Origin of the sequence: Thermoanaerobacter sp. X514 (assembly GCF_000019065.1) — a bacterium.
Taxonomy (GTDB): Bacteria; Bacillota; Thermoanaerobacteria; order Thermoanaerobacterales; family Thermoanaerobacteraceae; genus Thermoanaerobacter; species Thermoanaerobacter pseudethanolicus.
This window is the reverse complement of the sequence record NC_010320.1, coordinates 143,099-159,326: the sequence shown is the minus strand read 5'-3', so window position 1 is coordinate 159,326 and position 16,228 is coordinate 143,099. Positions and strand designations below refer to the sequence as shown.

General features: G+C 35.8%; 11 protein-coding genes and 2 pseudogenes. 3 read left to right on the top strand and 10 right to left on the bottom strand.

Translation table 11 applies throughout. The features are described 5' to 3' along the window. Positions 1–23: 23 nt before the first annotated feature. From TETH514_RS00800 to xylA, 6 genes are all read right to left on the bottom strand, one after another. Positions 24–1,193: a sugar ABC transporter permease gene (locus TETH514_RS00800; protein ID WP_009051951.1), complete on the bottom strand. Its 1,170-nt coding sequence runs from the start codon at positions 1,191–1,193 to the stop codon at positions 24–26. Beyond that, positions 1,190–2,713 carry a xylose ABC transporter ATP-binding protein gene (locus TETH514_RS00795; protein WP_009051952.1) on the bottom strand — a complete coding sequence of 508 codons (1,524 nt, stop codon included), beginning with the start codon at positions 2,711–2,713 and terminating at the stop codon, positions 1,190–1,192. Before TETH514_RS00795 ends, TETH514_RS00800 begins: the two co-directional genes overlap by 4 nt. Before the next feature lie 98 nt (positions 2,714–2,811). Then, entirely contained in the window at positions 2,812–4,224 is a 1,413-nt protein-coding gene (gene ltrA / locus TETH514_RS00790; RefSeq protein ID WP_009051953.1) for a group II intron reverse transcriptase/maturase, read from the bottom strand. 458 nt (positions 4,225–4,682) lie between these two features. After that, positions 4,683–5,789 (bottom strand): D-xylose ABC transporter substrate-binding protein, encoded by a 1,107-nt coding sequence (gene xylF, locus TETH514_RS00785; protein WP_003868242.1) that lies wholly within the window; start codon positions 5,787–5,789, stop codon positions 4,683–4,685. 86 nt (positions 5,790–5,875) lie between these two features. After that, a complete protein-coding gene (xylB, locus tag TETH514_RS00780) occupies positions 5,876–7,378 on the bottom strand; it encodes a xylulokinase (protein ID WP_009051954.1) in 1,503 nt (500 codons plus the stop codon). 14 nt (positions 7,379–7,392) lie between these two features. Next, positions 7,393–8,709: a xylose isomerase gene (gene xylA, locus TETH514_RS00775; protein ID WP_009051955.1), complete on the bottom strand. Its 1,317-nt coding sequence runs from the start codon at positions 8,707–8,709 to the stop codon at positions 7,393–7,395. 898 nt (positions 8,710–9,607) lie between these two features. On the opposite strand from xylA, the gene TETH514_RS12160 reads away from it, so the two are divergent. Next, positions 9,608–9,913 (top strand): RNA polymerase sigma factor, encoded by a 306-nt coding sequence (locus TETH514_RS12160; protein WP_081448158.1) that lies wholly within the window; start codon positions 9,608–9,610, stop codon positions 9,911–9,913. Positions 9,914–10,203: 290 nt separating this feature from the next. Here TETH514_RS12160 and TETH514_RS00770 read toward each other — a convergent pair whose 3' ends face one another. The 3 genes and pseudogenes from TETH514_RS00770 to TETH514_RS12155 all read right to left on the bottom strand — a co-directional run. Then, positions 10,204–10,743 carry a hypothetical protein gene (locus TETH514_RS00770; RefSeq protein WP_003868246.1) on the bottom strand — a complete coding sequence of 180 codons (540 nt, stop codon included), beginning with the start codon at positions 10,741–10,743 and terminating at the stop codon, positions 10,204–10,206. Then, entirely contained in the window at positions 10,730–11,446 is a 717-nt protein-coding gene (locus TETH514_RS00765) for a hypothetical protein (RefSeq protein WP_003868247.1), read from the bottom strand. Before TETH514_RS00765 ends, TETH514_RS00770 begins: the two co-directional genes overlap by 14 nt. A 513-nt stretch (positions 11,447–11,959) precedes the next feature. Continuing rightward, positions 11,960–12,384: pseudogene (locus TETH514_RS12155) on the bottom strand (IS110 family transposase); the annotation flags it as partial. Positions 12,385–12,469: 85 nt separating this feature from the next. Between TETH514_RS12155 and TETH514_RS00755 the strand changes: the two are divergent. Continuing rightward, a pseudogene (locus TETH514_RS00755) lies at positions 12,470–12,877 on the top strand (IS110 family transposase); the annotation flags it as partial. Between the two features lie 282 nt (positions 12,878–13,159). On the opposite strand, the gene TETH514_RS00750 reads toward TETH514_RS00755, so the two are convergent. Continuing rightward, complete coding sequence (locus TETH514_RS00750) at positions 13,160–14,050, bottom strand: LysR family transcriptional regulator (RefSeq protein ID WP_003868249.1); 891 nt, start codon at positions 14,048–14,050, stop codon at positions 13,160–13,162. 203 nt (positions 14,051–14,253) lie between these two features. On the opposite strand from TETH514_RS00750, the gene TETH514_RS00745 reads away from it, so the two are divergent. Beyond that, positions 14,254–16,218, top strand: a complete 1,965-nt coding sequence (locus TETH514_RS00745) for an NAD(P)/FAD-dependent oxidoreductase (RefSeq protein ID WP_003868250.1) — start codon at positions 14,254–14,256, stop codon at positions 16,216–16,218. Positions 16,219–16,228: the final 10 nt, after the last annotated feature.

The following is a 16,228-nucleotide window of genomic DNA, read 5'->3' as shown; positions in this document are numbered from 1 at the left end:
TTTTCCATATATTAATTATATCACTATTTATTTTTAGATACCACATCTATCCATACAGCTATAAGTAAAATTAATCCTTTAACAACAAATTGCCAAAATGGTGGAGAATTAAGCATACTCATTCCATTATCTATACTTGCCATAACTAACGCACCTATAACCGCTCCAAACACTGTCCCTACTCCACCGCTCAGACTAGCACCACCAATCACACTAGCAGCAATTGCATCTAACTCCGCATTTTGCCCTGCAGAAACAGATGCAGCATTTAACGTTGAAGTTAGTAGTATTCCTGCAAATGCAGCAAGCAAACCATTTATAGCAAATAAAATTAGAGTAATCTTTTTGACATCAATGCCTGATAATTTAGCAGCTTCAACATTACCACCAATAGCGTATACTCTTCTTCCAAACACAGTTTTAGAAGAAATGTACGAGAAAATTAACGCTAATATCAATAAAATCAATACGGATAACGGGACACCTTGATATAAATTTAAAATAAAGACAAATAAACCAACGAGAATTATTAAAAAAGTCATTTTTAAAATATCAATTCCTAATGGAGGAATATCTAAATTATATTTAGCTTTTGTTTTTCTGCTATTTAACACTAAATAAACTATCAAAAAAGCAGCTATAATCCCCAGTAAATATCCGCTATTTTGTGTTAAATAAGCTTGCCCTATAAATTGAAAATCTGAGCTCAAAGGAGCAATAGTATATCCTTTACTTATACCGATTAGAATTCCTCTAAACACAAGCATCCCTGCAAGTGTCACAATAAAAGCCGGAACGTTTCTATAAGCAACCCACCATCCATTCCATAATCCAATTATCACGCCTATTGCTAAAGCTACCAAAATAGAAACTATCCCATTTACGTGATACCAAACATTTAAAATAGCCGCAATACCACCTGTTAAACCAAGTAAAGAACCGACTGATAAATCTATTTGACCTGCAATGATTACAAATACCATTCCAATAGCCAAAATCCCAGTAGAGGTTGCCTGTCTTAAAAGATTAGATATGTTTCTTGGTGTAATAAAATTGCCATCTGTTGCTATTGAAAATATAGCCCATATAGCTATTAATGCTATAAGCATAGTATATAATTTCATATTTATGTTCAAAATTCCAAGCTTTGATACATATTGTTTATATTCATTATCTTTAGGCTTTACCATCATTCCTTACCTCCTATTGCACATTGCATTATCATTTCCTGTGTTACATTTTTGTTTTCAAATTCACCTTTTTTCTCGCCTTCATGCATTACAATTATTCTATCGCTTATGCCAAGTATTTCTGGTAATTCTGAAGAAATCATTATTATTGAAATTCCTTCTTGAACGAGTGAAAACATTAATTTATATATCTCATATTTTGCACCAACATCAATGCCTCTTGTCGGCTCATCTAAAATTAATATCTTAGGTTTTCTTAATAAATTTTTTGCAAGTACCACTTTTTGTTGATTCCCACCACTTAAATTTTTAACAGGTAAATTAAGACGTGGTGTCTTTATGCTTAACTTTTTTACATAATCTTTTACATCTAATAGTTCCTCATTCTCATTTATGGTACCAAGTATACTTTTATATTTTTCTATATTTGATATAGTCATATTTTCCTTTACTGACATTAAGCTTATAAGCCCAAGTCTTTTCCTATCTTCTGGTACCATCGCAATACCATGTTTTAATGCATCATTTGGATTTTTAATAATAATTTTTTTACCCTCTAAATATATTTCACCTGAATACTTCCCAGGATATGAACCAAAAATACTTGAGACAAGTTCCGTTCTCCCTGCCCCTATAAGCCCTGCAATTCCTAATATTTCTCCTTCTCTGAGACTAAAACTAACATTTTTTACTATTCTTCTATTAGGAACTTTGATATCAAAAACATTAAAATTCCTTACTTCAAATATCTCTTTGCCTATCGAGTGTTCTTCTCTGGGATAAAGTTGCGATAACTCTCTTCCTACCATCATATTTATAATTTTTTCTTGTGTTAAATTTTTAACATCATCACTTCCAATTGTTTTGCCATCCCGAATTACAGTAACAGTATCAGCTATTTCCATTACTTCATTTAACTTATGTGAAATATAAATACAGGTAACACCATTTTGTTTCAAATGCTTTAAAATATTTAACAAGATTTCTACATCGGATTCTGTTAAAGAAGATGTCGGTTCATCTAAAATCAGTAAATTTGCATTCTTCGATAATGCTTTCGCAATTTCAACCAATTGTTGCTGTCCAACACCTAAATTTTTTACTAACGTATTTGGATTAATATCAAGATTAAATTGTTGCAAAATTTTTTTCGTCTCGATATACATTTGATCAAAATCAACTATCCCATTTTTATTTGGTTCATTCCCTATAAAAATATTTTCTTTTACTGAAAGCTCCTTAATTAAAGCTAATTCTTGATATATAATAGCTATACCTTTTCTTTCAGCATCTTTAATTGAATGTAAAATCAATTTTTCACCATTATAAAATATTTCGCCAGAATAAGTACCATAAGGGTATACACCACTCAATATTTTCATCAATGTAGATTTTCCTGCACCATTTTCTCCACAAAGAGCATGAATTTCTCCTTTCTTTACTTTAAGAGAAACATTATCTAAAGCTTTGACTCCTGCAAAATCTTTTGTAATATTACGCATTTCTAAAATATATTCACTCATATTAACCCTCCATTGTTAAATCGAGTAGGAGCTGAATAATTATTTTATTCAGCGTCCTCTCACACCACCGTACGTACCGTTCGGTATACGGCGGTTCATTAGGAATTGTGTACAATTAGATATCTTTGGGATAAACTCTTATAACCTATGCTTTCAAAGTATTTATTTGTAAGAGTCTTATTTAGGATTGGGCTATTGGATATTCTCCAGTAGCCTTTCCTTGTATTGGCGTATTCCCAGGCTTTTTGTTCTTCTACTCCTAGTTTTACTAAATTATCATGCCTCGTTTTTATCTTCTTCCATTGTTTCCATATACATGCCCTTAGTCTTCGCCTTATCCATTCGTCAAGGGTTTTCATTATGCTTTTTGCGTCTGCTAATCCAAAATAGTTGACCCATCCTGTTGTTATTTGATTTAGTCTTTTTATTCTGTTTCCCATGCTTATTCCCTTGTTCCGATTGGTTATTTCTCTTACTTTTTCCTTAAACCTTTTGATGGATTTTTCATGGATTCTTATTCTTACTTCGTTTTCTTTTGTGTAGAATGAAAATCCAAGAAATTTTCTTCTCCATGGTCTATCTACAGCACTTTTTGCTTCGTTGACTTTTAGTTTTAATTTGCTTTCTATGAATTTCTTTATGCTCTTCATTACTCTGTTTCCTGCAGACCTGCTTTTTACATATATGTTGCAGTCATCTGCGTATCGACAGAATTTGTGTCCTCTCTTTTCAAGTTCTTTGTCTAGTTCGTCCAACATTATGTTTGCTAATAGGGGACTTAATGGCCCTCCTTGGGGTGTTCCTTCTTCTGTTGATACTTTGATTCCGTTTATCATTACTCCTGATTCTAGGTATCTTCGTATTAACTTTAGTACCCTTTTGTCTCCTATCCGCTTTTCTAGTTTGGACATTATTATGTCGTGGTTTACTCTGTCAAAGAACTTTTCTAAGTCCATATCTACAACCCATGTGTACCCTTCATTTATGTATGCTTCTGCGGCTTTTATTGCGTCTTTTGCACTGCGTCCTGGTCTAAATCCATAACTGCTATCAGAAAATGTATGGTTGTAGACTCTATTTAGTATTTGGGCTATTGCTTGTTGTATTAGCCTATCTAGTGCTGTAGGTATTCCTAGTAGTCTTACTCCTCCATCTGGTTTGGGAATTTCTACTCTTCGCACTGGTTGTGGTTTGTATTTCCCCTCCAGCAGTTGTTGTTTTATGGTTGCCCAGTTTTCTTTGAGATACGGTAGAAGTTCATCTACTTCCATCCCATCGACTCCATGGCTTCCTTTATTTGCAACAACGCGCTTGTATGCTGCTCTCATGTTTCCTCGTTCTACTATCATTTCAAGCATCTTGCTGGTATATCTTTGTACATCGTTTCTTCTATCTTTTGACGCCGATGATATACTATGCACTTCCGTTGTCTTTTGAAATTCCATTTCTCTATTCAACGGATAGCCTCTTTGTTGAGTTGTCTGCAGTCTCTGCATATCTTTCGAGTCCATAAGATTTCCAAAACCTCCTAACGTTCGGCCCTTCCTTATCTATTCATGACTAGATAAGTACTATGACCTCTGCTGACTTCTCAAGGTTCAACCATACATCACTGTATGGGTTGTCACTTCAGAGTTCACTTTAGTGACTTATCCTTGAGACCTCCCCGGGTAAGAACGATAACTTTCATCTCATATATCTGCCAGATTTACTGTATGGGATTCGGGTAGTGTTGGACTTCGTTTTGTTACGCAAACTCATCCATCCCAATTCAGCCTCTTATCTGGTTCTTGTTCATCAGACCGAGATTTTGCCTTAAGCTTCCTTCAGATTCCACCTCACGATGGACACCCTTGCTCTTGGCTAGTGGTTCCCACTACCAAGCCCACAGCGGACTTTCACCGCCTAGCTATCGCCCATGCCGGGCGCACGCATAAGTAGGGGAATGATTTCATTCCCCTACAATTTTTTATTGTTTAGGCCATTGGTCTTTGGGAATATTCTTATAAACTTCTTCTAACTTTTGGAACCCATCCTTTATAACCGTATCAAACATATTATTTTTGTCAACTGCAATAGGAGTTACCAAAACAGAAGGTACATCTATCTTTCCATTATTTACAGTTCCATTTGTTTCAATTTTTTCTCCTTTCGCCATAGCAACTGCCATTTCAGCCGCTTTTGTAGCTTCTAATACGATTGGCTTATATACAGTCATGGTTTGTTTGCCTTCCACAATCAACTGACAATTTGCTAAGTCAGCATCTTGACCAGAAATAGGCACTTTTCCAGCTAATTTCTGTTCTTCTAAAGCTCTGATTGCTCCCAATGCAGTACTGTCATTAGCGGCAACAACTGCATCAATTTTATTATTATTAGCTGTTAACGCATTTTGCATAATCTTATAGGCTTCGTTGGTATCCCAATTTTTAGCCCATTGTTCTCCTACAATTTTAATATCCCCCTTGTCAACTAGTGGCTTTAATACTTTCATCTGCCCTTCATAAAATAGTTTTGCATTATTATCTGTCGGAGAACCTTCAAGCAAGAAATACCTACCCTTGGGTACTAATTTAGTAATTGCTTCTGCTTGTAATTCTCCAACTTTAACATTATCAAAAGATACATAATAATCTAAATCAGAGTTCATTATTAATCTATCATAGGCTAAAACCTTTACACCTGCTTTATGCGCTTCTTCTACTATAGGCGCAATAGCACTACCATCAGTCGGAAGTATAACTAAAACTTTTATCCCTTGAGCAATTAAATTTTGGCATTGTGAATATTGCAATTGTGGATCACTGTTAGCAGATTGCACTAAAACTTCTGCTCCCAATTCTTTCGCTCTTTTTACAAATAAATCTCTATCCTTTTGCCATCTTTCCAAAGCCAAATTATCCATACTGAAGCCTATTTTGATTGTTTCTGTATTTTTAGCATTATCTGAAGAAGTTGTTGTAGAAGTAGTACTTTGCTGGTTGTTAGATGTAGTAGCACATCCAGAAAATACAAATGTCAAAATTAACACCATTATAAGTGGTAAAACAATTTTTCTGGAAATTTTCCATGACATACTTATTCTCCTCCTCAAAATAATATATTTTTATAATATTTTTGCTGTAAAAGATTTTGTCTTGTGATATTTTTGGACACCCCCTTTTAACTATTTTTTGAGATTCTTTTAAATGTATTTTTTAGTAAGTAATACAAGTCCTTGTAGATAGCATATATTTCATCATATTTACTTACATTTTCTCCTATTGGATACACACTATCAGTCACTTTGATGAGTGTACTACATGCCTCCTCAACATCTTTAAATATACCATATCCTACTGCTGCCATTATTGCTGCGCCAAAAGCTGGTCCTTCAGTCGCATTTACCATGTCTACTCTGACACCAAAAATGTCTGCAAGTATTTGTCTCCACAATACGCTTTTTGCACCGCCACCGCTTACTCTGACTTCATTTACCGGTATATTGAGTTCTTTTATTATCTCAAGTGAGTCTCTAAGCCCAAATGCTACACCTTCAAGTATTGCTCTTGTCATGTGTTCTCTCTTGTGAGTCATGTTTAATCCTATAAAACTTCCTCTTGCATAAGGGTCACTATGTGGAGTCCTCTCACCCATGAGATAAGGCAGAAATATTAATCCACCACTGCCTGGTGTTACTTTTTCTGCTTCTTCTAAAAGCTTTTCATATGTTATAGAAGAACCATTAAAGTTGATTATGTTATCTATCCACCATTTTAAACAAGCGGCTGCTGAGAGCATTACTCCCATTACATGCCATTTGCCATTAGCATGACAGAAAGAGTGTAATCTGTTTTCTTCATCTACTACATATTTGTCTTGACTTGCAAATACAACTCCTGAAGTGCCAAGTGCAACTGATACTATGCCACTTTTTACTGTTCCTGTCCCTACTGCTCCACTTGCTTGATCTCCTCCTCCGCCTACAACTATTGTCCCTTCTTTTAATCCTGTCAAATCTGCTGCCTCTTTTGTGACATATCCAGTTACCTCCGTAGATTCATAACATTTTGGCATCCAATTATAAGGTATGTCTAATGCATCTAGCATGTCTTTTGACCATTTTCTATTTTCTACATCAAATAACAATGTACCTGATGCGTCTGATACATCTGTTGCATATTCATTTGTCAATTTAAATCTGATGTAATCTTTAGGCAAAAGTATATGATGAATCTTTTTATATACATCAGGGCGATGTTTTCTTACCCATAATATCTTTGGGGCTGTAAATCCGGTTAAAGCTTTGTTCCCTGTGTATTTTGTCAATCTTTCTTTACCTAATGTTTGGGTAATATAATCACATTCCTCTTGCGTTCTTTGGTCATTCCAAAGTATAGCAGGCAATAGTACATTGTTGTTCTCATCTAAAAGCACAAGGCCATGCATTTGTCCACTTAGCCCTATGCCTTTTATATCATCATTTTTTACACCAGTTTTAATTATTAACTCACGTATGCCATCTTTTGTGGCATTCCACCAATCTTCAGGGTTTTGTTCTGACCAGCCTGGCTGAGGGTAATATACTGGATATTCTTTTGATGTGCTTCCTATTACATTTCCATTTTCCTCTACTAAAATTATCTTTACAGCTGATGTACCCAAATCTATCCCAAGAAAATACATATTTTAGCCCTCCGTCATTCACTAAATAAATACTGATTTAATATTGACTCCAGTAGTTCCTGCTTGCCTGATTTGTTCTCAATTTTTGGATTGTTTAATGCGTATTCTTCAAGAGTTTTAAAATTCGCTTTCCCACTTACTATCTCTGCTCCTATGCCTTCTCGATAACTTTTGTATCTTTCTTCTATAAATCTATCAAATACACCATCTTTAACAAGCTTATAGGCTACTTTGAATCCTTTTGCAAATGCATCCATACCCGCTATATGCCCTAAAAATAAATCTTCTGGCTCAAAGGAGGCACGCCTTACTTTCGCATCGAAGTTAAGTCCACCTTTGTTAAAACCTCCCATCTTTATGACTTCGTACATCGCAAGGGTTGTCATTCGTATGTCTGTTGGATATTGGTCTGTATCCCATCCTAAAAGCATATCTCCCATATTTGCATCTATAGAGCCTAATATGTTGTTAATCCTTGCATATCTTAATTCATGTTGAAAGTCATGTCCTGCAAGTGTCGCATGGTTCGCTTCTATGTTTAATTTGAAGTATTTATCAAGGTCGTACTTCTTTAAAAATGCATGTACACTTGCTGCATCAAAATCATATTGGTGTTTTGTCGGTTCTTTAGGTTTTGGCTCAATTAAAAACTGCCCTTCAAATCCTATCTCTTGTGCATATTCTACTGCCATGTGCAAAAATCTTGCTAAGTTATCAAGTTCCAATTCCATATCTGTGTTAAGTAATGTTTCATATCCTTCTCTTCCACCCCAAAATACATAGTTCTGTCCTCCAAGTTCTTTTGTTATCTCAAGGGCTTTTTTTACTTGCGCTGCTGCATATGCAAATACATCTGCATTACAGGAAGTAGCTGCTCCATGTACAAATCTCGGATTTGAAAAAAGGTTCGCTGTACCCCATAATACTTTTGTTTTGCTCGTCTTTAAGTAGTCTTTTATCATTGCAACTATTGTATCTAAATTTTTGTTCGTCTCCCTTAATGTCTCTCCTTCCGGAGCTATATCTCTGTCATGGAAACAGAAAAATGGTACGTCGAGTTTTTCAAATAGTTCAAAGGCTGCTTCTACTCTCGCTTTGGCAATATCCATAGGGTCAGTAAAATGGTCCCATGGCCTTTGCATTGTAGGTGCTCCAAATGGATCTGTCCCATTAGCTGTAAATGTGTGCCAGTACGCTACTGAAAAACGCAAGTGTTCTTTTAAAGGTTTTCCGTCTATTATTTCATCTGGATTGTAAAATTTAAATGCATATGGATTGTTTGATTTTGGTCCTTCATATTTTATTTGTGGTACATTTTTGAAGTATTCCATGTCATTTTCCTCCTTCTAAATTTAAAATCAGGACTTTCTAGATTTCCCTGTTAACGGTCAGAAGCTACCAAACCATCTTTTAACAATAATCACAGCTTCTACGTATCCTAAGAAAAGGATTAAACTAAAGACCTTCAAAAACTTAGCTACATTGTTTTTCTTAAATAACGATTAACAATAAGTTTATTGAGCCAACAAACTTATATATTATATATATTCTCTATAAATTTAAAAAATCCTCCTTATTTAAGTAAAAAAAATTAGGGTTTTTTTACCTAATTACAAGAAGGGCTCCCTTCACCTCATGAAGAATATTTCATTTTGAAAAACTCTCAACCGGAGGGGACCCTTTTGGAGAAATATAAATAGATAACTATTTTTCACCTATGCAATGACTTCCAGATAGCAACCAGCAACAATAAATTAAAGATGCTTAACGATTACATCGACATCGAAGAATTTATCCCTCTAGATGTAACCAAAGATTTGCCCAAACCTCATTCAGATTCAGAAGGTGTCCCTTTGTGTCCCAAAAATCCCGGTTTAAAGTTTTTTTTGTTTTTTCAATTGAGCTTTTAAACTAGAGCAAAATATATTCATAATCTGTTGGTCAATATAATCTTTCGCCTCTATAATATAGTCGTTTTATGTTGCCAAAAAGTTTCCTTTAATTGAAAAATTTTTTATAATAATATTTAAAGATTCTTTCAAAAAGGCGGTATTTTAAAATGGAAAATTTGGACCTTTTCGAGAACCTTTACCGCAGGTATTTTTCAAAAGCTTACAGGTCGGCGTACCTGGTCGCCCAGGACTGCGTTCAGGAAGCTTTTTTGGTGACCTACGAAATATTAAAAAAAACCTTGTGGACCTTTCCCGATTCCAGGCGCTGGTCTGAGCTATCGCTACCAAAAAAGCCGTTAACCTTATCCGAAATAAGGCAAAGTATGTGCTCATAGATGAGAGCTTTATGGATAAGATAGTTTCTCTGAATACCAATCTGGAAGTTTCGCTCGATACAATTACGGATGCTGAAAATAGGATAGATCTGGATTACGCTTTAAAGCAGCTCAATCCAACTTACAGGCAGATCGTAGTATTGAAGTACTATAACGACCTTTCAGAAAATGAAATATCAAAGTATCTCAGTGTACCATTAGGAACCGTCAAAAACAGGCTCTACCGCGCAAGGATGTTTTTACGGTAAATAAAATAACAAATAGAAGAGAAAAGCATTCTTCCCAATTGAAAACCTGCCAAATACTTAAAAGCCCCTCTTTTATACCAGGAAGCTATATATAAAACTTGCTATTATTGCTAAAGATGAAAGCCCTTCTACACCAAAACTGCTGTATGTAGAAAATATAAATAAAGGCCCCCATCAATCGCTGGAATATATAACGCCAAACAAATTTTACGAAGAATTTTTAAGAAATAATGCGGGCTGGGAAGTGCTAGTCGTTTAAGTCTAAATAACCGGGACCAGCATAATCAGTCTTAACTAGAAACTTTAACGTAAGCTTTCTTCCCGTTGATCCTTAACTCGAAATAAAGGGTATCTTTATATTTATTGAATATCTCCTTTTCTTCTTCTGAAAGTTTATTATAGTGCCTCATCAATACTCCTCCTTCGGCATGAATTCTTTCCCCTGGTTTCAATACAATATATTCATGAGGTGAAAACATTTCTGTTTGTTGGCCAGCAATAATTATTTGATTTAACTCCGGAGGAACGAACCTTTTTAAATTTACTTTAATAGTTTCATCTGAAATATTTATTACTCTAAATTCATATATCAGGTTGCAGGCTTCATCATCCGGGCCGCCTTCTTCTGTGGTATGATCGAAAAGCAATCGAGATTTATACATTTCAATTTTTATGTATTTTTCATAATCTATTTCACTTTCCCCTGAATTTATTCTGTCTATTACGAAGGAAACGTCTGGGAGGAAAGGATCGGCAAAATATTGGCATCCAGTTAACAATAAAAAAGAGAAAAGAAGATAAATGATAATTAATTTTCTAATAGGTTTCATAATATTTCCTCCCCATTATCCATGCCTCGTATGCTAATTGACTTAACACATTGTATTTCATATAATTTGGAGCTTTTGCTATAACTTCAGGGGGGTAATCATTTTGATGACTAAAAGCATAATCCCTCCATCTAAATTCGCCAATATCCGTGTTAAAATACCATATCTTGTAATACTTATAATAATATCTGCTCAGGCTATAGCCCACATTTTTCCACGTTTTGCTGTAGTCCCAAACACATAGGTCATGGTAAAAATCCCTGTATGTGTACTTTGTTTCCGTTTCTACTCTCTTGTAAGGGTCTATTTTTGACAAATCCGTATAAATAGCCTTTAACGCATTGTATATTTCTTCACCTCTTCTATATATATCCCCAAGACCAGGCACTGCCTTAATTATCAATATTGAAGCATATTTAAAAGTTTCGAAGTTGGTAAAACTTTTCCTTAGAGTCCCATCAATATATCCAACTTCGTTTGTTAAAACATCTTCTATTTTTACGGTTCCGTAACCCGGATCTACATATTCCACTCCTATTTCCCTATCAGAACCTAATTGAGGCGGAATAATTATTTGATATTTCAATATAATTCTATCATCTTTTGTAATTGGTAAGTTTTTATCAAAAGGCACTGCTAATGCGTTACTTAAAGAAAACACGAATAGAAAAGCCATTATAGATAATTTTTTTAATAATTTCACTTTTAATCCCTCCCGCATTAAAGTAAAACATTTAATTTTTTCGATACCCTTATTCGAATGCTAACCTTTCATAGCTCTTACCCCTTACCCGTGTTTACTTAAAAAATAGGGGTATCGCCTCCTTAAAAAGTTTTATTGCTGGTCAACATAATCTTTCTCCTCTATAATATAGTCGTTTTATGATGCCAAAAAGTTCCCTTAGAATAAAATTTTTTTATAATAGACACGTAAACATATCGAAGATGAGGTGTGGTTCAGAATAAAAAAAGAATTGGAGGCCCAAAAAGACAAAAAAATGACCATCACGAAAAAAATGGTCTATGCAGCCTTTGTCTTAGTGTTTAGCAAGAAAATAGGTTACGTTCAAAAATGATTTTGAACATTGACAAATAGAATATGCTAATCATTAAACCAGAAAAAAAGCAATGATAATCTAACCAATGCTACAAGGTACCAAATGGAAAATTTTATAAATTAAATCAAAACTTAAACCGATTGAAGGACTATAACTTTAATGTTTTCTCCGATTTCGCGGAGATGTTCATAGGTTTCATCTAAATGTTTAAGCAGCAGCTTTAAAAAATTCCGTTGGTGCCTGTTCATTCTGCCGTTGAACCGATAGTTTTATCTCTTGTAGTTTGTTACGTGCCCTTGTTTTTACATAACTTTCAACTTTTTCAACGGTTATACTGCTGTGTTCTGCTATATGGTCTATTATGGTTCCCTGATACGCCAAATATGTCTGTGAGGAAATTTGAGAGCTTAAAACCACAGCTTTGGAGGTGTTTTTCAATACCAGTTTTTTTGAGATTGCTTTTACGGTATCTTGTAAGGTCTCGTAATTCTCGAATTGCTTGAGGAGGGATGAAGCTTCCATTTAAAAGCCCTACCGTTAAAAGAGTTGCAAGCCATTCTGCATCTTTCACATGGAATTTTTCCCTCTATAAATATAGTCGTTTTATGTTGCCAAAAAGTTCCCTTGAGTTAAAATTTTTTATAATAATTATTTGAAGATTCTTTCATAAAATGCAGCAGGCCTGCGAGATAGCTCTTTCTTTAACTTTTCAAAACATTGAGCATCTCAAAAGGCAGATTAAAAGCTTTGATAAGGTGATTTCTAGAGAGCTTAGGGCTATTCCTCAAACTCTCACTACGTTTAAGGGTTTAGGTGAGGTGTCGGTTGCAGGGATAATCGCTGAAATAGGCGATATCAAGCGTTTCAAGAACAAAGCCTCTTTTGCTCAGTATGCTGGCCTCACCTGGACCCGGTATCAGTCGGGCAATTTTGGCGCCGAAGAGCGTCGTTTGACAAAGAGCGGGAACAAATACCTCCGCTATTACTTGGTCATGGCTGCAAACTCGTTGCGGGTGCACAACGAGGAATACAAGGCCTATTATCAGACCAAGTATCAGGAGGTGCAAAAGCACCAGCGGTGAAGAATTAATTTTGTTTTTAAAACTTATCCGATCTTTCTCTGTGCCATTTTTTTATACTAATTGACTAGAGATATTATTGTCTTTTTTTGCCCTGATAATTTTATTTTCCAGTTTTAGGGTATTGACATATTGCCGTGAGTCTATATAAAATTGATATTTTTCCTAATTATATATAATTATGTCATTTTTAGCAATAAAGGAAAGAAGTCCCGCAACTTTGATTCAAAAGGTTTAGGAAATAAGAAAGTAATTAAAAAATAGTTTCTGACTTGTTTTTTATTTGTCTATGAAGTAATCTATAAACCTTTTCGCAGCTTTGCTAATCTTTGTTCCCTTTTTTACTATAAATCCGGCATCCCAGTAAGCTGTGGGATCATCAATGGGGATTACCTTTATATTTTTATATTCTTCTATGTGGGGAGGCTTTAGTTTGTCCACAAATATAAAAATGCCCTGGTTCAATTCCACAAAGTCGTAAGCGACTTTCAAATCGTGGCTTGATTTAAAGTAAATTTTTGGAACAAGGCCCGCTTTCTCAAAATGTTCAAGGATAACTGGTTGGATCCGAAAAGTATCGCTCAATAGTATCAGTTTTTCGTTTTTAAGGTCCTCAAATCTTACACTTTCTTTAGATGAAAGAGGGTTGGCTTTATTGACTGTAACGATTAATTTTTCCCTTATGAGAGGATTATAGATAAAATTGCTCAGGTCTTTAGGTTTTACTGTCAAAGCTAGATCTAGAGTTCCGTTTAATACATTAGCTTCACAGTCTATATCGGAAAATTCTGCTATTTCAATGTGGATATCCCGGTTTTTTTGCTCGAATTCAATTATTGCCTTGACCCCTAAAATTTGGAGAGTGCCAGGGGCAAACCCTATTTTTATCGTTGTTTTTTCTTGGTCTATTTTACTTTTTACATCGGAAATGAATTCATCATAAGTTTTGACAAGAAGTTCCGCCCTCGAAAGGACATACCTACCCGTTTCCGTAAGAGTGACGCCTCGGGGTGTACGTTCAAAAAGCTGTGTGCCTAACTGCTTTTCTAGCTTTTGGATGCGCTTGCTTACAGCCTGCTGGGTTATAAAAAGTTCCTCTGCAGCTTTGGAAAAGCTCTTATTTTTGCATATAAGCACGAAATATTTAAGAGAAGTAATATCGATTTCCATTTCATCACCCTCGCTTCTTGGTCTACTACTGAAATTTTACAATATGGATTTAAAGGTATCAAGGCCTTTGAAAGGATATCTTTACGGTCAAAAAAAGATTGTAGCTAATACAACTACTTTATGTTAGGCAAGAGGTTTTATGTTGGCTAAAATATATATTGAAATGGGATAGTTATAACATTAACAAAGTAGGAGGGAAGGGTATGTTTAAAAACTTGTTTTCTCACGGCAGAATAGGGACTATGGAAACAAAAAGCAGGGTCGTCTTTACAGCTATGGGAAACGCCCTCGCAAATTCCGATGGAACTGTTTCGGAAAGGGACATCCAATTTTACGCGGCTAGGGCAAAAGGTGGAGTAGGGCTCATTATCACCGAATGTATGGTTGTAGACGAGAGGGGCAAAGGTAACACCAGGCAGATGTGTGCGTATGACGATAAATTTATACCCGGTCTCAGAGCTCTGGCCGATGAGGTGCACAAATACGGTGCGAAGATTGTGGCTCAGATTTATCATCCGGGAAGGCAAGGAATTTCTGCGATAAACGGAAATATGCCGATGGCGGCACCGAGCGAGGTGGAATGCAAAGTCGTGCATCAACCCGTGAGGGCAATGAGTACGGAAGAAGTCGAGGAAATGGTAAAAAAATTTGTAGATGCTGCAGTTCGAATAAAGAAAGCCGGATTCGACGGAGTTGAAGTCCATGGAGCGCACGGATATTTAATAAACCAGTTTTTGAGTCCATATACAAATAAAAGGACTGACAAGTACGGCGGGAGTTTTGAAAACAGGATGAGGTTTTTAGAAGAAATAGTAGTTGGCATTAGAGAAAAGTGCGGAAAAGATTTTCCACTTCTTGTAAGATTGACGGTCGATGAATTTTTGGAGAAGGTGGGGCTTCCAAATGAAGGGCTTCATCTAGAAGATGGGGTAAAAATAGCAAAGAGGCTTGAGGAGCTTGGCGTGGATGCACTGGATATAAGTTGCGGTATCTATGAAACAATGAATGTGTCCTGGGAACCGACCTCTTACGAGCAGGGATGGAAGATATATCTTGCTGAAACGATAAAGAAAGCCGTGGACATCCCAGTAATAGGAGTTTCAGTAATAAGGGACCCCGAATTTGCAGACAGAATGATAAGGGAAGGTAAGATCGACTTTGCGGGTTCCGCAAGACAGCATTTTGCTGATCCGGAATGGGCGAATAAGGCAATGGAAGGTAAAGTAAATGAAATAAGAAAGTGCATATCTTGCCTTTATTGTATGGAAACCTTAATTGGTGCCGATATAACAGGAATGCCTTGCCAGTGCAGCATAAACATCCAAAGTGGCCGCGAATGGGAGTTAAATCAACTTAAGGAGGATGGGGAAGGTAGGATTGTAGCTATAATAGGCGCAGGGCCTGCGGGGCTTGAGGCAGCAAGAATACTGGCGAAACGGAAGTTTAGGCCGGTGATTTTTGAAAGGACCGATAAAATAGGCGGACAGTTGAACCTTGCAAGCAAGCCTCCCAAAAAGGAGAAGATAAATTGGCTCATTGATTATTTTAACTCTCAGATTGAAAAGGAAAATATAGAGGTAAGATTTAATGCGATGCCGACGATTGATGAATTAAAGGCACTTAACCCCTACGCGGTGTTTGTAACTCAAGGTTCAGAGCCCATAATACCTAAATCGATTCCCGGCATCGAAAGCGAAAACGTATTTACAGCAGAAGATATATTAGGTGAGAAAGTATATATATCCGGTAAAAAAGTAGCAGTAGTTGGATCTGGAATGACGGGGCTTGAAACCGCTCATTACCTCGCGGAAAAAGGAAATGAGGTCAGTGTATTTGAAATGCTAGATGAAATCGGACCCGGATTATTTTTCCAGAATTTAATAGATGTTTTAGGTCATTTGAAAGCATATAATGTAGAGCTAAATCCAAACCACAAACTTGTTGCGATAAATGGAAATGAAGTGATTTTTGAGAACACGAAAACTCAAGAAAAAGTCGTTTGCAAATTCGATTACGTGGTGCTGTCTCTTGGGAGGATACCGAATAAAAACTTGGTTGAAGAGATAAAAAGCAGCTTTGAAAAGGTCTTTATATTGGGAGATGCAGAAAAAGCAGGGAAAATAAGAAATGCTATAGAGGCTGGCTTTTTGGCAGCGTATAATTTGTAAAATATCAATG